Origin of the sequence: Cellulomonas triticagri (assembly GCF_003696205.1) — a bacterium.
In the GTDB taxonomy this organism is placed as follows: domain Bacteria; phylum Actinomycetota; class Actinomycetes; order Actinomycetales; family Cellulomonadaceae; genus Cellulomonas; species Cellulomonas triticagri.
This window is the reverse complement of sequence record NZ_RFFI01000023.1, coordinates 23,229-40,614: the sequence shown is the minus strand read 5'-3', so window position 1 is coordinate 40,614 and position 17,386 is coordinate 23,229. Positions and strand designations below refer to the sequence as shown.

The 17,386-nt window shown below is 76.7% G+C and carries 18 protein-coding genes; 7 read left to right on the top strand and 11 right to left on the bottom strand.

From position 1 onward, the window contains the following. Nucleotides 1-189: 189 nt before the first annotated feature. Together EBM89_RS06155 and EBM89_RS06150 are read right to left on the bottom strand one after the other, a co-directional pair. Nucleotides 190-732: an RNA polymerase sigma factor gene (locus EBM89_RS06155; RefSeq protein WP_439647170.1), complete on the bottom strand. Its 543-nt coding sequence runs from the start codon at nucleotides 730-732 to the stop codon at nucleotides 190-192. Between the two features lie 99 nt (nucleotides 733-831). Beyond that, nucleotides 832-1,461 carry a nucleotidyltransferase family protein gene (locus EBM89_RS06150; protein ID WP_122148568.1) on the bottom strand — a complete coding sequence of 210 codons (630 nt, stop codon included), beginning with the start codon at nucleotides 1,459-1,461 and terminating at the stop codon, nucleotides 832-834. A 58-nt stretch (nucleotides 1,462-1,519) separates the two neighbouring features. On the opposite strand from EBM89_RS06150, the gene EBM89_RS06145 reads away from it, so the two are divergent. Beyond that, nucleotides 1,520-2,296, top strand: a complete 777-nt coding sequence (locus EBM89_RS06145; protein ID WP_122148581.1) for an endonuclease/exonuclease/phosphatase family protein — start codon at nucleotides 1,520-1,522, stop codon at nucleotides 2,294-2,296. Between the two features lie 21 nt (nucleotides 2,297-2,317). Here the strand turns inward: EBM89_RS06145 and EBM89_RS06140 are convergent, their stop codons facing one another. After that, a complete protein-coding gene (locus tag EBM89_RS06140; RefSeq protein WP_233571579.1) occupies nucleotides 2,318-2,764 on the bottom strand; it encodes an ATP-binding protein in 447 nt (148 codons plus the stop codon). A 198-nt stretch (nucleotides 2,765-2,962) separates the two neighbouring features. Here EBM89_RS06140 and EBM89_RS06135 point away from each other — a divergent pair, with 198 nt between their 5' ends. Together EBM89_RS06135 and EBM89_RS06130 are read left to right on the top strand one after the other, a co-directional pair. Further along, nucleotides 2,963-4,420: a DHA2 family efflux MFS transporter permease subunit gene (locus EBM89_RS06135; protein WP_122148567.1), complete on the top strand. Its 1,458-nt coding sequence runs from the start codon at nucleotides 2,963-2,965 to the stop codon at nucleotides 4,418-4,420. A 36-nt stretch (nucleotides 4,421-4,456) separates the two neighbouring features. After that, nucleotides 4,457-4,705 carry a hypothetical protein gene (locus EBM89_RS06130; RefSeq protein WP_122148566.1) on the top strand — a complete coding sequence of 83 codons (249 nt, stop codon included), beginning with the start codon at nucleotides 4,457-4,459 and terminating at the stop codon, nucleotides 4,703-4,705. Nucleotides 4,706-4,711: 6 nt separating this feature from the next. Here EBM89_RS06130 and EBM89_RS06125 read toward each other — a convergent pair whose 3' ends face one another. Genes EBM89_RS06125 through EBM89_RS06100 form a run of 6 tightly spaced genes read right to left on the bottom strand, consistent with a single transcriptional unit; the run spans nucleotide 4,712 to nucleotide 9,847 of the window. Beyond that, nucleotides 4,712-5,569 carry a MurR/RpiR family transcriptional regulator gene (locus EBM89_RS06125; protein WP_199731991.1) on the bottom strand — a complete coding sequence of 286 codons (858 nt, stop codon included), beginning with the start codon at nucleotides 5,567-5,569 and terminating at the stop codon, nucleotides 4,712-4,714. Next, nucleotides 5,553-6,416 carry a phosphonate ABC transporter, permease protein PhnE gene (gene phnE / locus EBM89_RS06120; protein ID WP_439647169.1) on the bottom strand — a complete coding sequence of 288 codons (864 nt, stop codon included), beginning with the start codon at nucleotides 6,414-6,416 and terminating at the stop codon, nucleotides 5,553-5,555. Before phnE (EBM89_RS06120) ends, EBM89_RS06125 begins: the two co-directional genes overlap by 17 nt. Beyond that, nucleotides 6,413-7,243, bottom strand: a complete 831-nt coding sequence (gene phnE / locus EBM89_RS06115; RefSeq protein WP_233571578.1) for a phosphonate ABC transporter, permease protein PhnE — start codon at nucleotides 7,241-7,243, stop codon at nucleotides 6,413-6,415. The genes phnE (EBM89_RS06120) and phnE (EBM89_RS06115) overlap by 4 nt, the downstream gene beginning before the upstream one ends. Beyond that, entirely contained in the window at nucleotides 7,240-8,067 is an 828-nt protein-coding gene (gene phnC, locus EBM89_RS06110; RefSeq protein ID WP_122148565.1) for a phosphonate ABC transporter ATP-binding protein, read from the bottom strand. The genes phnE (EBM89_RS06115) and phnC overlap by 4 nt, the downstream gene beginning before the upstream one ends. Beyond that, nucleotides 8,064-9,041, bottom strand: a complete 978-nt coding sequence (phnD, locus tag EBM89_RS06105; RefSeq protein WP_439647168.1) for a phosphate/phosphite/phosphonate ABC transporter substrate-binding protein — start codon at nucleotides 9,039-9,041, stop codon at nucleotides 8,064-8,066. Before phnD ends, phnC begins: the two co-directional genes overlap by 4 nt. Nucleotides 9,042-9,043: 2 nt before the next feature. Then, on the bottom strand, nucleotides 9,044-9,847 hold the full coding sequence (locus EBM89_RS06100; protein WP_122148563.1) for an HAD family hydrolase: 804 nt from the start codon (nucleotides 9,845-9,847) through the stop codon (nucleotides 9,044-9,046). Nucleotides 9,848-10,045: 198 nt separating this feature from the next. Here EBM89_RS06100 and EBM89_RS06095 point away from each other — a divergent pair, with 198 nt between their 5' ends. Next, nucleotides 10,046-10,777 carry an amino acid deaminase gene (locus EBM89_RS06095; protein WP_122148562.1) on the top strand — a complete coding sequence of 244 codons (732 nt, stop codon included), beginning with the start codon at nucleotides 10,046-10,048 and terminating at the stop codon, nucleotides 10,775-10,777. Here the strand turns inward: EBM89_RS06095 and EBM89_RS06090 are convergent. Together EBM89_RS06090 and EBM89_RS06085 are read right to left on the bottom strand one after the other, a co-directional pair. Next, nucleotides 10,738-11,094, bottom strand: a complete 357-nt coding sequence (locus EBM89_RS06090; protein ID WP_122148576.1) for a PspC domain-containing protein — start codon at nucleotides 11,092-11,094, stop codon at nucleotides 10,738-10,740. The genes EBM89_RS06095 and EBM89_RS06090 overlap by 40 nt on opposite strands. 135 nt (nucleotides 11,095-11,229) lie before the next feature. Then, a complete protein-coding gene (locus tag EBM89_RS06085; RefSeq protein ID WP_122148561.1) occupies nucleotides 11,230-11,949 on the bottom strand; it encodes an HAD family hydrolase in 720 nt (239 codons plus the stop codon). A gap of 437 nt (nucleotides 11,950-12,386) precedes the next feature. Here EBM89_RS06085 and EBM89_RS06080 point away from each other — a divergent pair, with 437 nt between their 5' ends. From EBM89_RS06080 to EBM89_RS06070, 3 genes are all read left to right on the top strand, one after another. After that, nucleotides 12,387-15,296: a helix-turn-helix transcriptional regulator gene (locus tag EBM89_RS06080; RefSeq protein ID WP_233571577.1), complete on the top strand. Its 2,910-nt coding sequence runs from the start codon at nucleotides 12,387-12,389 to the stop codon at nucleotides 15,294-15,296. 113 nt (nucleotides 15,297-15,409) lie between these two features. Continuing rightward, a complete protein-coding gene (locus EBM89_RS06075) occupies nucleotides 15,410-16,084 on the top strand; it encodes an alpha/beta fold hydrolase (RefSeq protein WP_233571576.1) in 675 nt (224 codons plus the stop codon). A 93-nt stretch (nucleotides 16,085-16,177) separates the two neighbouring features. Beyond that, on the top strand, nucleotides 16,178-17,386 hold the full coding sequence (locus tag EBM89_RS06070; protein WP_122148559.1) for a cobalamin-independent methionine synthase II family protein: 1,209 nt from the start codon (nucleotides 16,178-16,180) through the stop codon (nucleotides 17,384-17,386).

Sequence of the window (17,386 nt, the reverse complement as noted above, 5' to 3'; positions counted from 1 at the left end):
TCCGCCGCCGGGTCGGCGGCGGACAGCCGCGCGAACGCCTCGTCGTGGGGGTCGGTGCCCGACCCGTCCTGCTGCTGCTCGCGGTGCTCGTCCACGGCCCGCCCCTTCCTGCCTGCCGGCGCCCCACCGGCGCCTCCACCCTGTCTGTGTGCCCGGGGGCCCGGACCTTGCACCGGGCGGGCGGCGTCCTCAGGCGGTCCAGGCCTCGCGCAGCCGGGCGCGGGCCCGGGACAGGGCGGCGTCGGCTCCGCCGCGCGAGATGCCGAGCACCACCGCCAGGTCGTCCCCGCCGAGTCCCTCCCAGGCCGTGAGCAGCAGCACCTGCCGGTCGCGCGCCCCCAGCCGGCCGAGGGCGGTCCGCACCTGGTCGTCGCGGACCGCGAGCACGGCGGGGTCGGCGGGATCGGGCTCGTCGGGCACCTCCGCGACCGGCACCGGCCGCCCCTTGCGCCGGTGGTTCGCGAGGACGAAGCCCGCCGTCCGGTACAGCCACGGGAGCTCCGCGCCCTCGGGCACCTCGGTCCGGCGGCGCCACGCGACGGTCAGCACGTCCGCGGCGAGGTCCTCGGCGTCGTCGGCCGCACCGCGCCGCAGCAGGTACCGGTGCACCGCGGTGGCGTGCTCCCGGAACAGGTCCTCGAACCACGCGTCGCCCCGCTCGCCGACCGCCCCGTCCACCTCGGGCCCGGGCCCGGGCTCGGCAGGTCCGGCGGGGTGCTCGTCGGTGCGCACGGCGCGTCCTCTCGGTCGGGCGGCGCCGGGCGGGGTCCGGCTCCTGCCCCCACTGTGTCGCGACGCGGCCCGTCCTTGCAGGCGGCGCGCGACGGGTCGTCAGCGGGGCTCGGGGCCGACCGGGGAGATGCCGAGCTCGTGCACCAGCAGCAGGAACGCGCGACCGTAGGGCGTCTCGGCGGTCTCCCGGCGCACACGGTGCCAGTCGACCTGCTCGCGCAGCGCCCGGACCATCGCGATCATCCGCGTGAAGTCGCAGTAGTGCTCCCCGAGCACGCGCATCTTCGCCGAGATGATGTCGGTGGCGTCGAGCACCGGCATCCGGACCGCGAGCACCTCCATGACGTCGCTGCGGTCCAGCATCTGCCCCGTGATGGGCTCCCCCACCATCCGGAACAGCACGTCGACCATCGCGTCGTGGTGGAACGCCTTGAACAGCCAGTTCTCCGCCGGTTCCCGCACGTCCAGCCCGGCGGCGGCCAGCGCCTCCTGCGCACGGGTCACGTCCGTCTCGGCGACCGCGAAGTCCGCGTCGTGGTCGGGCTCCGGGGCGCCGCGCGCCCACGCCGCGTACCCGCCGACCAGGGCGAACGGGATCCCCGCGTCCTCGAGCGCGACGGCGGTCATCCGCAGCGCGTCCTGCAGCGCCGTGCGCGGGTCGGGCGGGTCGGCGGCCCCCGGGCCGACCTCGGCCCCGACGGCTGCGCTGGTCGCGGTCCCGGAGTCCATGGGGCCGATCGTGCCCGACGACGCGCGCGCCCGCAGTCCGGCGGGAAGAATCGCGGACGTGCGACTCGCGACGTTCAACATCCTGCACGGCCGCGGCCTGAGCGACGGCAAGGTCGACCTCGACCGGTTCGCCGCCGCGGTGCGCGGCCTCGACGCCGACGTCCTCGCGCTGCAGGAGGTGGACCGGGACCAGCCGCGCTCGCACCAGGCGGACCTCACCGCCGTCGCGGCCGAGGCGATGGGCGCGACGCACCACCGGTTCGTCGCGACGTTGCACGGACACCCGGGGACGTGGACCGCCGCCACCGGCGAGGACCAGCCGGACCTCGCCGCCTACGGCATCGCCCTGCTGAGCCGGTACCCGGTCACGGCCTGGCGCGTGCTGACCCTGCCGACGCTGCGCCGCCGGGTGCCGATGGTGCACCGCGGCACCCGGCGCCCCTCGCTGGTGCAGGACGAGCAGCGCGCCGCCCTCGCCGCGGTCGTGGACACGCCGGACGGACCGGTGACGGTGGTGAACACGCACCTGACGTTCATCACCGGCTGGAACGTGCTGCAGCTGCGGCACCTGGTGCGGGCGTGCCACGCGCTGCCCCGCCCGCTCGCGGTCACCGGCGACCTCAACCTGGAGGGCGGCACCCCGGCCCGGGTGTCGGGGTGGCGCTCGGCGGGCCGGGCGGACACGTTCCCGGTCGAGGTGCCGGACCGGCAGATCGACCACGTGCTGCTGGACGGGGACGTGGCGCCGCGCAGCGAGCCGATCTCCGTGGACACCGGCATGTCCGACCACCGGGCGCTGGTCGTCGACCTCGCGCCGGGTCGCGCCCTCCGCTGACGGCTCGGGAGGTCGGTCGGGTCAGTCGGCCTCGGGGTCGACCAGGAACCACACCGTCTTGCCGTCGCCGTCGTGCAGGTCGACGCCCCACGTGCGGGACAGCGCCTCGACCAGCGCCATGCCGCGCCCGCTGACCGCCGTCGGCTCGGGGTGCTGCACCTGGGGCCGCGCGGGGCTCTCGTCCGAGACCGCCACCCGGACGCCGCGGTGGTCGATCCGGACGGCGACGCGCACCTGCCCGTGCTCGGGTCCGTGCACGACGGCGTTCGCCACGACCTCGCCGGTCAGCAGCTCGATCACCTGGTTCGCGGAGCCCGAGACACCGGCCACCGCGACGCGGTGCATGATCCAGTGCCGGGCAGCACGAGGGGCCTGGCGCACGGCGTCGAGCACCAGCTCGTCGTGCTCCGCACGCGCGTCCGCACGCCGTTCTCCCGGCGCGGAACGGAGATCCCTGACGTCACCCACCCGCCTACTGTGCCCGACGGACGGCCGCTCCGCCGCGCGAACGACACGCCGGACGGCACGACGCGACGCGGATCACCCCACGGCACGGACGGGCACCGAGCCCGCCAGGGGGTACCGCGCGGGCGCTCGGCGGACGTACCGTCACCGGGCACGGGCCGTCGTCCGCGCCACCCGCCCAGCCGCCGCGGAGGTCCTGCGATGCCCGTGCCCGACCGAGAGGGCGGCCCGACGGCGGCCCCCGCGAGCCTCACCTTCGGCACCGCCGCCGGGCGCGGCACCCTCCTGGCGACGGTGCTCGGCTCCGCGCTCGTCTTCCTCGACGGCACCGTGGTCGGCATCGCCCTGCCCGCCATCGCCGCCGACCTCGGCGCCACCAGCGCGGGACTGCAGTGGACGGTGAACGGGTACGCGCTGACGCTGGCGGCGCTGCTGCTGCTCGGGGGCTCCCTCGGCGACCGGTTCGGGCGGCGGCGGCTGTTCCTGATCGGCACCATCGCGTTCGCGGCGGCGTCAGTCCTGTGCGCGGTCGCGCCGACGGTCGGCCTGCTGGTGGCCGCCCGCGCGGTGCAGGGCGTCGGCGGCGCGCTGCTCACCCCGGGCTCGCTGGCGATCCTGCAGTCGTCGTTCGCGGAGCGGGACCGCGCCCGGGCCATCGGCGCGTGGTCCGGCCTGGCGGGTGCGGTCGGGGCGGTCGCGCCGTTCCTGGGCGGCTGGATCGTGGAGCACGCGGGGTGGCGGTGGGTGTTCGGCATCAACATCCCGCTCGCGGCGCTCGTCGTGGTCGTGGCGGTGCGCTGGGTGCCGGAGTCCGTCGACGCGGAGGCACCCGGCGGGCTGGACGTGGTCGGCACGGCGCTCGCCGCCCTGGGCCTCGGGGCGCTGACCTGGGCGCTCACCGCGTGGTCCGAGGCCGGTTCCCTCGACGCCACCACGGCGGCGGTCGGCGCCGGCGGGGTGCTCGCGCTGGTGGCGTTCCTCGTCGCCGAGGCGAAGCAGCGCTACCCCGCCCTGCCGCTGGCGCTGTTCCGGTGGCGGCCGTTCGCGGCGGTGAACCTCGCGACCCTGCTGGTCTACGCGGCCCTGTCGGGCGTGTTCTTCTTCCTGCCGATCACGTTGCAGGTCGTCACCGGCTGGTCGCCGCTGGCCGCGGGCATCGCGTCCCTGCCGGTGACGCTGCTGATGCTGGCGCTGTCCGCGCAGGGCGGCGCGCTCGGGGCCCGCATCGGGCCGCGCATCCCCATGACGGTCGGGCCGCTGCTCGCGGGCGGCGGCGCGGCGCTGCTCGCCGGGATCGGCCCCGGGACGACCTACGTCACCGGGGTGCTGCCGGGCGTGCTGCTGGTCGGCGCGGGGCTGGTGCTCACGGTGGCGCCGCTGACCTCGACCGCGCTGTCCGCCGCGCCCGACCACCTCGCGGGGGTGGCGTCGGCGACGAACAACGCGGTGTCCCGGGTCGCGGGCCTGCTGGCGGTCGCGGTGCTGCCGCTGGTCGCGGGCGTGGGCGCGGGGCTGTCCGACCCGGCGGTGCTGGCGGACGCGCACCCGGTGGCGATGCTGGCCTGCGCGGTGCTGATGGCCGGGGGCGCCCTGGTGAGCGCCGTGGCGATCCCGACGACCGCCGCCGGGGTGCGCCCGCCCGCCGCGCCGCGCACCTGACGCCCGCGTGTCGGTGGGCTGGCCGATGATGGGGCCATGCCCGACTACGTCGCCCACCTCACCGTCCCCGACGTCCCCGACGACGAGACGCGCGCCGGGATGGCGGACGCGCTCGGGGCGCTGCGGGACGACGCCCCGCCCGCCTTCGCCGGGCCCGCGCCGGTGACGTTCGTGCTGCGCGGCGAGGCCCCCGACCTGGAGACCGCGGTCCGGGCCGCGCACACGCACGCCGCCGAGATCCTCGACGACCTCGCCTGGGAGGTCACCGTCGAGGTGCTCGGCTGACGGCCCTCAGTCCGCGAGGTTGTCGCTGAGCACGTCGAGCACGTGGTCGTGGATCTCCGCGGCCGCGGCCCCCGACCGGTCGGCGACGACGGCGACCAGCGACTCCACCAGCACGGCCAGCGCGATCCGGGAGGTCCGCTCGAGCTCGCGGGCGAACGTCGTCGCGGCAGGTGCGACGACCAGCTCGACGTCCGCGAGGTCCGCGAGCGGCGAACCGCGGAACGACGTCACCGCGACCACGGTCGCGCCGCCCTGCCGCGCGGCGCGGGCCACCTTGAGGCTCGCCTCGTTGGCCCCCGACCCGCTGAGCACGACGCACCCGTCCCCCGGTGCGAGGCCGCGCGCGGCGATCTGCTGCCCGATGGAGTCCGCCACGAAGTCCGCGGGCCGCCCCACGGCGGTCAGCCGCATCGCCATGTCGGTCGCGAGCGGCGCCGACAGCCCGTTGGCCAGCACCAGCAGCCGCCGCGAGCCGGTCAGGGCGTCGACGGCCCGCTCGACGGTGGCCTCGTCCAGCACCGCCGTGATCTGCGGGAGCGCCGCCGCGAGCGCCGCGATATCGCCCCGCAGCCGCCCGAGCGCGCTGGTGCCGTAGTCGACCTCCCCGCCCGCGTGCGCGAGCTCGGCCGCGAGCGCCACCCGCAGCTGCGGGTAGCCCTTGTAGCCGATGCTCTGGCAGGCGCGCACGACGGTGGACCGGCCGACGCCGATCCGGTCGGCGACGTCCTGCGCCGTGGACTCCACGACGAGGTCGGGCCGGGCCAGGACCTCCTCCAGCACCCGCCGCTCGGAGGCGTGCAGGCTGGGCAGCGCGGTGCTGATCCGCACCGTGGGGTGCGCGACGACGTCAGGGCTGGACGGCACGGGCACGGGCTCCCTCCATGATGCGGCGGCGCAGCGCGCCCGAGGCGGCGTCGATCGCGACGGTGACGACCACGACGACGATGAGCAGCACGCCGACCGTGGACCACTCCCGGTACTGCGTGTACGAGGTGAGCATGTCACCGATCCCGCCGACGCCGATGAGGCCGAGCACGGCGGACGAGCGCACGTTGATCTCGAACCGGTAGAGCCAGAACGACCCGAACGCGGGCAGCACCTGCGGCCACACGCCCCAGCGGAGCACCTGGGTGCCGGAGCCCCCGGCGGCGCGCACCGCCTCGACGGGACCGGGGCCGATCCCCTCGATCGCCTCGTAGCCCCACTTGCCGAGCGTGCCGATGCCGTTGACCGCGAGCGCGAGCGCCCCGGTCAGCGGGGTCAGTCCGGTGACGGACAGGATGACGATGGCGATGATGATCTCGGGCACCGCGCGGATCACCGCGAACAGCAGCCGCAGGGCGCCGCGCACCGGGGCCGGGCCGTGCCCGCGCGCGGCGAGCAGGCTCAGCGGTGTGGCGACGAGGATGCCGAGGACGGTGCCGAGCCAGGCCATCGCGACGGACCGCCAGGTCTGCCACAGCGCCTCGGGCAGCTTCGACCACTCGGGGGCCGCGAACATCAGCCCCAGGTAGCGGACGACCTCGGACGGCAGGTCCGACAGCCGACCCCACTGGATGTCGACGGACCAGAACGCGAGCACGACGACCACCACGACGGCGGCGGACAGCGCCCGCACGGCGAGGCGCGACGGCCGGGCGGGCAGCGCCACGTCCCCGGCGAGCACGCCCCGGCCACCCCGGCTCGGGCGCACGGCCGCCGGGGCGGTCACACCAGCCTCCGGCGGACGGCGCTGCTGACGGCCTCGAGCACGAGCACCACGACGAGGATCTCCAGGATGATGAGGGACAGCTGGTCGTACCGGTAGAACGAGCGCACGGCGTCGATGAGCAGGCCCATCCCGCCCGCGCCGACGAGGCCGAGCACCGAGGAGGCCCGGACGTTGAGCTCGAGGACGTAGAGCAGCTGGGTCCAGAACCCGGGCATCATGTCCGGCACCACGACGGCCCGGTTGACCCGCGACTGCGTGCCCCCGGCGGCGAGACCGGCCTCGATCGCCCCGGTGTCGGCGGCCTCCAGCTGCTCGGAGACGAGCTTGACGACGATGCCGACGTCGAACAGCACCAGGGCGAGCACGCCGGGCAGGGCGCCGACGCCGACCATCGCGACCAGCACGGACGCGTAGAGCAGGTCCGGCACGGCGCGCACGACGTTGAGCACGGCACGCACGGCGCCGCGCAGCAGCCGGTTCGGGTTGGTGGTCCGGGCCGCCCACAGGCTCAGCGGCAGCGACACCGCCCCTGCGACGGCGGTCGCGATGACGGCCATCTGCAGGGTCTCCAGGAGCGGGGCGACCGTGCGCGGGAAGAACGCCCAGTCCGGCTGCAGCAGCGCGACGACCTTGTCCGCGCCGTTGCGCCAGCTGCGGGCGACGGCGCCGAGGTCGACCTCCACGCCGAGCCCGGGGACGAGCGTGAGCGCGGTGATCCCGAGCACCACCGCCCAGCCGACGACGACCCGCCACCGCCCGGCGGGACGCGCGGGCAGCACGGCGGCGGGCCGGGGAGCCGCCGGCCGCGCGGGCAGGACGGCGCTCACGTGCCGAGCACGTCGTCGGGGCGGATGGACCGGCCGTAGATGTCCTCGAACACCCGGTCGCTGGCGTCCGCCGCGGAGCCGTCGTAGACGACCTGCCCGGCCCGCAGGCCGATGAGCCGGGTGCCGTACTCGCGGGCGAGGTCCAGCAGGTGCAGGTTCACCAGCACGGTGATGCCGAGGTCGCGGTTGATCCGCCGCAGGTCCGCCATCACGCCGTGCGCGGTGGGCGGGTCGAGGCTCGCGACGGGCTCGTCGGCCAGCACCGCGCGCGGCTGCTGGGCGAGCGCCCGGGCGATGGCGACGCGCTGCTGCTGCCCGCCGGAGAGGTGGGCGGCGCGGTGCCAGGCGCGGTCGAGCATGCCGACCCGGTCCAGGGCCTCGGCGGCGACCGCCGTGTCCGCGGCGGTGTGCGCGCCCAGGAGGGTGCGCCACGCCGGGGCGTGCGCGACCCGGCCGACCAGCACGTTCTGCAGCACGGTGGCGCGTCCGGCCAGGTTGAAGCCCTGGAAGATCATGCCGACCTCGCCGCGCAGCGCGCGCAGCGCCCGGCCGCGCGCGGCGGTCACGTCGTGCCCGCCGACCTCGACGGTGCCGGAGGTGACCGGCACGAGGCCGTTCAGGGTGCGGATGAGGGAGGACTTGCCGGAGCCGGACAGGCCGACGACGGCCACCATCTCCCCCGCCGCGATGTCGAGGGACACCCCGTCGAGCGCCACGACGCCGTTCGGGTACCGCACGACGACGTCGCGCAGCCGGACGGGCCACGGCGCCGCGGCCCCGGCGGGGGTGCCCGCCGGGGCCGCGGAGGTGAGCGGTGCGCTCACTGCAGGCCGAGCTTCTCCGCCGCGCGGGCGACGACGTCGAGGGACGCCGGGTCGGCCGGGGCGAGCTTCGAGATGGAGTAGATGTCGGTGAGGACCTGCGAGCCCTCCTCGGTGTTCGAGTAGTCCTCGAGCGCCGTGGAGATGCGGTCCTGGAGGTCCTGCGACAGCGACGACGACAGCGCGACGCCGTCGTTCGGGATCTCCTCGGTGAGGGCGAACACCACGACCTTCTGGCCGACGTCCGGGGTGTCCTTGACGACGATGCTGCGGGCGTCCCAGAACGAGAAGCCGACCTCGGCGTCGCCGTTGTAGACGGCGAGCACCGAGGCGTCGTTGGCGGCGACCGGGATCTGCTCGATATCGGCGTCGGTGTCGAGGCCCGCCTCCTGCAGCGCGAGCACCGGGTAGATGTAGCCCGCGGGCGACGCCGGGCCGAGCAGCGCGACCTTCGCCCCCGCGACCTTCTCGATCGAGTCGAGCCCGGCGGGGCCCTGCATCGCGTCGGCGCCGTTGCAGAACAGCATCCCGTCGCGCTCGACCGGCTCGTCCTCGCAGTACTTGTCCGGGTTGTTCGTCATGAACTGCGCCGGGTAGGAGATGTTGCCGTTGCGCTCGGTCTGCAGCACGACGCTGGCGTCGTACATGTCCGCCGCCTGCCACAGCTGCAGCGAGGGCAGGAAGCCGATCTGCGCCTGGTCGGCGCCCATGGCCTCGACGGCGGCCTGGTAGTCCTTGGAGACGACGCCGGTGACCTCGATGCCGAGCTCCTCGGTGAGGAAGTCGGTCAGGGGCGCGGCGGTGTCGACGAGGCCGTTCTGGTCCTGGGACGGGACCAGCGCGAGCGTCAGCGACGTGGGGTCGGCGGCGGTCTCGCCGCCGGCGGGCGACGCCTCGGCGTCACCGGAGGAGCAGGCGGCGAGCGTGAGCGCGGCCGCGGCGAGCAGGGCGGCGCCGGGCAGGACGTGCTTCGACATGGTCATCCTTCACTCGTGATCCGCTCGGGGACCCGGGCGGTGGGGGTGGTGCTCGGTGCGGTGGGCGGGACTGCGCCCGTGCGGACCCACTCGCGCAGCGCCGGGTACAGGTCCGGCAGGGCGGGCACGGTCCAGGTGGGACGGGCCTCCGGCGGCGGGCGCCGGGAGATGAGGGCGGTCGTGTGACCGCGGGCGGCGACGGGCGCGAGGTCGTTGACCCAGACGTCGCCGACGCTGAGCACCCGGGTGCCGGCGCCGTCGGGGCGCACGCCGCACCGGTCGAGGACGGCGTCCATGCCGCCGGGCTTGCCGACGTCGGTGAGCACCGCGTCGAGCAGGCCGGACAGCCCGAGCGCGGCGAGCGTCTCGGTCAGGCGGATGTCCGGGGCGTTGGTCGCGAGGACGACGCGGGCCTCGGTGCGCACCTCGGCGAGGACGGCCGCGAGGCCGCGCGGGGCGGCGACCGGGGCCTCGGGGGTGCCGAGGGCGTGCCGGCTCGCGAGGTACGCGGCGGACAGGGCGAGCGGGCCGATGCCGTGCCGCTCGGCGAGCACCCGGACCAGGTCGTAGCCGTCGAGCGGCAGCAGCCGGTCCGTGGTCGCCGGGGCCCGGCCGCCCGCGCGGCGCCCGGTCGGGGCGGGGTCGTCGACGGTGTCGAGCGCGGCGGCGACGTCGGCCCGGAACGCCGCCGCGGGGGCGGGGTCCAGGCTGCCGGAGGCGGCGCGGGCGTACGCCAGCACCGGTCCGTGCCCGACCGCGACGGTGCCGTCGAAGTCGAGCAGGAGGAGGGTGTCGGTTCGGCTCACGGATCGCCTTGCGTGCGGGGGCGTGCGGCGAGCGCAGCCCGGTGGAGAACGCCCGTGTGGACGCACCGTCCACGCTAGGGGTACCCCATGGACGGTTTCACCACGTCCGTGTGAACTCCAGGAGAACTCTCGCGCGCGGCATGGCCGAAGGCCCCGTCCCCGCCCGGGGCGGCGTCGACGCGCCGCTAGCCTGCGCGGGTGCCCACCCCCGCCGACGACCACGCGCTCGCCGCGCTCGACGCCGCCGCCCGCACCGACGACCCCCTCGCCACCGACGGACCGCTCGGCTGGCTCGTCGCCCAGGTCGTCGCCGACCGCGAGCGCGGCACCTTCGGCCGGTGGGCCCGGTCGACGGTGGTCGACGAGCACACCCGCGCGCCCGTCCTCGACCGGGCGGTCCTCGCGCGCCTCCAGGTGCTCGCCGGGCTGCCCGTCGAGTTCCCCGGCACCGACGCCGGGCTCGCGCACGTCTACGGGTACCTGCTGTCCACGGTGCCCACCCCGTACGGGCTCAAGCGCGACCGGTGGACCGGCGGCGCCCTCGCCGTCGCCCTCGGCCTCGACCCGCGGCACCTGCTGCCCTGGCACCGGCCCGACGACCGGACCCTGCTGCAGCGCGTCACCGACGCCGTGCTGCCCGTGCTCGCGGCACCGGACGGCCCCGGCACCCTGCTGCACCGGGACGACCCCGTCCCGGGGACGGCCGACGCCCTGCGCACGGTGGTGCACCGTGCGCAGGGCGTCGGGGGCGGGGCGCTGGTCTACGGGCTGGTCGGGCCGGACGGCGTGCGCCCGGTCACCGCGTTCCCCGTCGAGGCGACCCCGCGGTGGCTCCGCGAGACCCGGGCCCTCCCCCCGGTCCCGCGGTACAACGTCCTGCTGGACCCCGCTCAGCGCGGGGCGTCACCGTCCGCGGGCGGCGCCGGGTAGGGCTGCTGGCCCGGGTACGGCTGCTGCGCGGGGTACGGCTGCTGGGCCGGGTACGCCTGCGGGAACGACGCCGCGTAGGCGGACGGGCCGTGCGTGCGCGCCACCCAGTCCTGCCCCGGCATGAAGATCCACAGCAGCGGGTAGATGAGCAGCGGGCTGCCCGGCAGCACGATCAGCACGATCAGGAACAGCCAGCGCATCGGCCAGGCGTCCATGCCGAAGCGGCGCGCGAGCCCGGCGCAGACGCCGCCCAGCACGCGCCCGTCCTGCGGCCGGACCAGGCCGCTGCGCCACATGGTCTCGTAGATGCCGGTCATCGTCGTCACTCCCTGTCGGTGCTGCGGATGGTCGTCGCCGTGGCGACAACCCCTACGGTGCCGCGCCGGGCCGCCCCCGCACATCCGGGACGGACCCTGGGGCGACCCTGAACCGCACCCTGACCCGGCCACCGCTCAGGCGGCGACCACCCGGACCCCGTCCGGGTGCACCGCGAACCGCACCGCCCCCAGGTCGGCGACCACGAGGTCCGCGCCGCCGCCCGGCCCCGCGGCGTGCGTGGTGCGCAGCGCGAGCGTCGCCGCGCCCGCCGCGCGACCCGAGCGCACCCCCGACTCCGCGTCCTCGACCACCAGGCACCGGCGCGCGTCCACGCCCAGCGCCGCCGCACCGCGCAGGTACGGCTCCGGGTCCGGCTTGCCGCGCTCGACGTCGTCCGCCGTCACCGTCCGCGGCGGGGCCACCAGGTCCACCGCGCCGAACCGCGCCGCCGCCAGCGCGGACCCGCACGAGGTCACCACCGCGCACCGCCCCGCCGGGGCCAGCACCGCCAGCGCGTCCGCCGCACCCGGCAGCACCTCGATGCCCGCGACGTCCGCGATCTCCAGCTCCACCACCCGTGCGAGCGCCGCGTCCCGCACGTCCTGGGGACGGTCCGCGAGCAGGTCGTCGATGATCGCGCGCGCCGGGACGCCGTGGAACGCGAACGGGCTCATCGGCCCGGTCGGCATCCCGAACTCCTCCGCCAGCCGCAGCCAGCAGCGCTCCACCGAGCCCGTGGACGAGATCAGCGTGCCGTCCATGTCGAACAGCACGGCGTCGAACGTCTCGGCGAGCACGTCGCGCGCGGGCGCGGCGTCGGTGGCGGCGGGCGGGGCGGGCTGCGGCGTCGTCATGCCCCGAGCCTCGCACGCCGACGGCGGGCCGCGCCGGGTGGCGCACCCCGCCTCAGGGCACCTCAGGCGGGCCTCAGGGGCACCTCAGGCCCGGAGCCCGCGCCGTGCGACGCGAGGTACGCGACGGTCGCCCGATCCGGGCACCGGTGCCTCAGCAGCAGGGTGGAGGCATCAGGTCACGACGAGGACCGGCGGGCCCGCCCGGAGGGGGCGGGCCCGCCGGGGAGGGCGGGGGACGAGATGGACACGGTGTGGGGACCGGCGCTGGACGCCGAGGTGGCCTACCGGCGCGAGGTGGTGCGGGCCGCGGTGCGCGGATCCGACCTGGGGTGGCGCTGGCGGCGCCGTCACCGCCGGTGACGGGGGCCGGGGCGCGCTGCGCCGCGCGGGGCGGACGGGGCTGACGGGTGTCGGTGGGTGCTGCCACGATCAACCTCGTGACCCGGTCCGCGCACGCCTTCGTCGCCCGCGCCGAGCAGGTGGACGTCCTGCTCGGGGCGGTCGAGCGCGCGGGCCGCGGCGAGCCCGGGCTCGTGCTGGTCGGGGCGGACGCGGGCGTCGGCAAGACGCGGCTGCTCACCCACCTCGCCCGGCTCGCCGCCGAGCGCGGCGCCACCGTGGTGACCAGCCACGCCGTCGACCTCGGCGAGATCGGGCTGCCGTACCTGCCGTTCGCGGACGCGCTCCTGCAGCTCGCCGAGGCCGACCCGGAGGGCGCCGCGCAGGTCGCCGCCACCCGCCCCGCGCTGCGGCGCCTGGTGCCCACGCTCCCCGGGGCGTCGCCCGGTGCGCCGCCGCCGGGCGCGGCGGACGAGCAGGGCGAGCGGCTGCAGCTGTTCGACGGGGTCGCGTCCGTGCTGGCGTCGTCGGGCCGGGCGGGCGCACCGCTGGTCCTGGTGCTGGAGGACCTGCACTGGGCCGACTCGTCCAGCCGGGACCTGCTGCGGTACCTCGTCGCGCGCCTGCGGTCGGAGCCGGTGCTGCTCGTGGCGTCGTACCGGGCCGACGACCTGCACCGCCGGCACCCGCTGCGCCCCGTGCTCGCCGAGCTCGGGCGGCACCCGCGAGTCGAGCGCCTCGACCTGCCGCCGTTCACCCCGGACGAGCTGCGCGACTTCACGACCGCGCTCGCCGGGCACCCACTGCCGGCGGAGGCGCTCGCGCGCATCCAGCGCCGGTCCGAGGGCAACGCGTACTTCGCGGAGGAGCTGCTGGAGGCGCGGGGAGCCGGCACCGACCTGCCCGGGACGCTCGCCGACGTGCTGCGCGCCCGGCTCGAGCAGCTCGACCCCGCGGTGCAGCGCCTGGTGCGCACCGCCTCCGCCGCCGGACGCCGCGTCGCCGAGCCGCTGCTGCGCGCCGTGGTCGACGACGCCGACACGTTCGACGTCCTCGTGGGCGAGGACGGCCGGATCGCGTTCCGGCACGCGCTGCTGGCCGAGGCCGTCTACACCGACCTGCTGCCCGGGGAGCAGGTCGCGCTGCACCGCGGCTACCTGCTCGCCGCCGCGACCGACCCCGCGCTCGCGACCCCCGCGGAGCGCGCCCACCACGCCCTGCTGTCCCACGACCAGCGGCTCGCCCTGCTGGCGTCCCGCGACGCCGCCCGCGAGGCGGGCCGGGTGCTCGCCCCCGCCGAGGAGCTGCGGCACCTGGAGACGGTGCTGCGGCTGTGGTCCGGCGTCCCCGACGCGGCGGCGGACCTCGGGCAGGACCGCGTCGAGGTGCTGCTCGCCGCGGCGACCGCCGGGGCCCGTGCGGGCCTCGGCGAGCGCGCCGTGGCCCTCGCCCGCGAGGCGGTGGGCGTGGTCGACGGCGCCGGGTCGGCGGACGTCCGGCGGCTCGCCGCGGTCCGCACGACGCTCGCCCGGCACCTGCTCGGTGTCGAGCGCATCGACGAGGCGCTGCGGGAGACCGACCGGGCGCTCGCCGCGCTGGACGCCAGCCCGCTGCCCCCGAACGCCGACCGGGCGTGGGCGCTCGCCACGCACGCCCGCGCGGCCCTGAACTCGGACCTGGACGACCAGGCGGAGATCGCCGCCGCGGCGGCCGTGGACGAGGCCCGCTCGGCCGGGGCGACCGACGCCGAGGCGGACGCGCTCATCTCGCTCGCCGTGCTCGTGGTCGAGGACCCCGACCGCGCCGCGGACCTGCTCAGCGACGCCCTCGACCGGGCCCGGAGCGCCGGGGACACCACCACCGAGCTGCGCTGCACGTACAACCTCGCGACCAACCGGTTCTACGCCGGTCGGCTCGCGGACGCCGCCGACGCCGTGGACGCCGGGCTGGCCCTCGCCGCCCGCGCGGGGCTCACCTGGAGCACCTACGGCGTCGAGCTGCGGCTCATCGCCGAGATCGTCCGGTACACCCGAGGGGACCTGGGCGCCCCCGTGCCCAGCGCCGATCCCGGACCGCCGCGCGCCCTGTCCGCCGTCGAGGGCGTGCAGATGTACGCCGTGGTCGCCCGGGGCGACGCCGACGCCGCCGAGCGCAGCCTGTCGCTGCTGCACGGGCAGCACGGGGACACGATGATCACGCTCATCGCCGGGGGCTGCGCCGTCGACGCCCTGACCTGGGCCGGGCGCCTGGACGAGGCGGTCGCGCTGGCGCACGAGCTCCTCGACGAGATCGGGCGCGTGTGGTCCGACTACTTCCTCGGCGGCATCTGGCTGTCGGCGCTCGGCATCGCCGCGCTCGCCGACCTGGCCGCCGCCGACCGGCTCGCCGGGCGGGACCCCGCCGAGCACCTGGCGGTCGGTGCCCGGCTGCTGGAGCGCGCCGTCGTGACGGCGGACCGCGGTCGGCCCCGCGGCGGGCAGATGGGCCCCGAGGGGCGTGCCTGGCTGGCCCGGGCGCACGCCGAGCACGGCCGCCTCACCGGCACGGACGACCCGGCCACCTGGGGCCGCACCGCGGAGGGCTTCGACTACGGGTACGACTACGAGGTCGCGCGGGCGCGGCGCCGCTGGGCCGAGGCGCTGCTGACGACGGGCGACCGGGACGCCGCCCGCGAGCAGGCCGCGCTCGCGCTCGCCACCGCCCGCGAGATCGGCGCGGTGCCGCTCGCGACGGCGCTCGGGGACCTGTCCCGCCGCGCCCGGCTCGACCTGCCGGGCGTCCCCGGCGGCGGCGCCGACGTGCTCACGGCGCGTGAGGCGGAGGTGCTGGCCCTCGTCGCCGAGGGGCTGAGCAACCGGCAGATCGGCGAACGTCTCTACATCAGCGGCAAGACGGTGTCCGTGCACGTCTCGCGCGTGCTGGGCAAGCTCGGCGTCGGCGGTCGCACCGAGGCCGTCGCCGTCGCGCACCGGCGCGGGCTGCTGGGGGTCGACGACCCACCCGGGTGAACCGGTGGCGCACCCAGCCGGCGCCCAGCATCACGGGCTACGCTCGCGGGCAGTCCGCGGCCGGCGGCGACCCCGTCCGCCGCCGCCCCGTCCGCCAGCACCCGGAAGCCCGCATGCCCGCCAGCCAGCCCATCGTGCTCGTCCACGGCACCCGCACGTCCTCCCGCATCTGGGAGGACCAGGTCCGCGCCCTCACCCACGGGGGCCACGTGACGCACGCCATCGACCTGCCCGGCCACGGCGTGCGCGCCGGGGAGCGGTTCACGTTCGAGGGCGGTCTCGCCGCGATCGACGCCGCCGTGCGCGGGTGCGACGAGCCGCCGCTGCTCGTCGGGCTGTCCCTCGGCGGGTACATGTCGCTGGCCTACGCCGCCCGCCACGAGGACCGGCTCGCCGGGGTCGTCCTCGCCGGGTGCTCGACCGAGATCAAGGGCAAGCCGCTGCGCGCCTACCGGCGGGCGTCGGGCCGGGTCGTGCGGACGCTCGGGCGCGGCGGCGGGTCCTGGCACGTCGTCACCGACATGCTCGCCGCCCTGCACGGGTACTCCCCGCTGGCCGACCTGCGACGCCTCGTGCTGCCGGTGTGGCTGGTCAACGGGTCGCGCGACCCGCTGCGGTTCGGGGCGCGCGGGTTCCTCGGCGCGCACCCCGGGGCGCGCCAGTGGGTCGTCCCGAACGCCGGGCACGACGTGAACAGCCACCAGCCCGTGGCGTTCAACCGGATCCTGCTGCACGTGCTGCGAGACCTCGCGCACCGCGGCCTGCCGGGCACCCCGCGCCTCGGCTGAGGCGCACCCGAGACCGTTCGGCGGACAGGTCCCCCTGACGTGGCAGGCGCCGTGCCACGATGGCGACGCAGCCATGCCGAGCCGGGAGAACCGATGATCCGCAGCACCGACCACATCCTCACCAGCCACGCCGGCAGCCTGCCGCGCACGCCGGAGCTCATCGCGGCGAACGCCGCCCGCGAGGCCGGGGAGGACGCCACGGGCCACGCGGACCTGCTGCGGGAGGCCGTCACGGACCTCGTCCGCCGCCAGGTCGACGCGGGCATCGACGTCCCCGGCGACGGCGAGCTCGGCAAGTCCATGAGCAGCGCCATCGACTACGGCGCCTGGTGGTCGTACTCGTTCCAGCGCCTCGGCGGCCTGGAGCTGCGCGACGGCGCGTCGTGGATCTTCAAGGACGTGCAGTCCGGCCCCGGCGACGTGCGGGTCACCGGCTTCGGCCGCCGCCGCGACCGCGCCGCGTTCGAGGAGGCGTACGCCGACCCGACCAGCGGCGTCTTCCACGGCGGCGAGCCCAAGCCGTTCCCGACCGCCGTCGCCCCGGTCACCTACACCGGGCAGGACGCCGTGGCGCAGGACGCCGCGAACCTGCGCGGGGCGCTGGACGCCACCGGCGCGGCCGAGGGCTTCGTCACCGCCATCGCGCCGGGCAGCGCCGCGCGGATGGACAACGACTTCTACGGCACGGACGAGGAGTACGTCTGGGCGCTCGCCGACGCGCTGCGCGAGGAGTACGTCGCGATCGTCGACGCCGGCCTCGTGCTGCAGATCGACGACCCGTCGATGGCGGAGAACTGGGACCAGATCACCCCGGAGCCCACCGTCGAGGACTACGTGAGGTTCACCGAGCTGCGCGTCGAGGCGCTGAACCACGCGCTGCGCGGCCTGCCCGAGGACCAGATCCGGTACCACCTGTGCTGGGGCTCCTGGCACGGCCCGCACACCACCGACCTGCCCATGAAGGACATCGTCCGCACCATGCTCAAGGTGAACGCGGGTGCGTACTCCTTCGAGGCGGCGAACGCCCGCCACGAGCACGAGTGGCGGGTGTGGGAGGACGTGACCCTGCCCGAGGGCAAGCTCATCCTCCCGGGCGTCGTCGGCCACGCGACCAACGTCGTCGAGCACCCGGAGCTCGTCGCCGACCGCATCGAGCGGTTCGCCCGGCTCGTCGGCCGGGAGAACGTCGTCGCGGCCACCGACTGCGGCCTCGGCGGGCGCATCCACCCCCAGATCGCGTGGGCCAAGCTCGACACCCTGGTCGAGGGCGCGGCCCTGGCGACGCAGCGCCTCTGGCGCTGA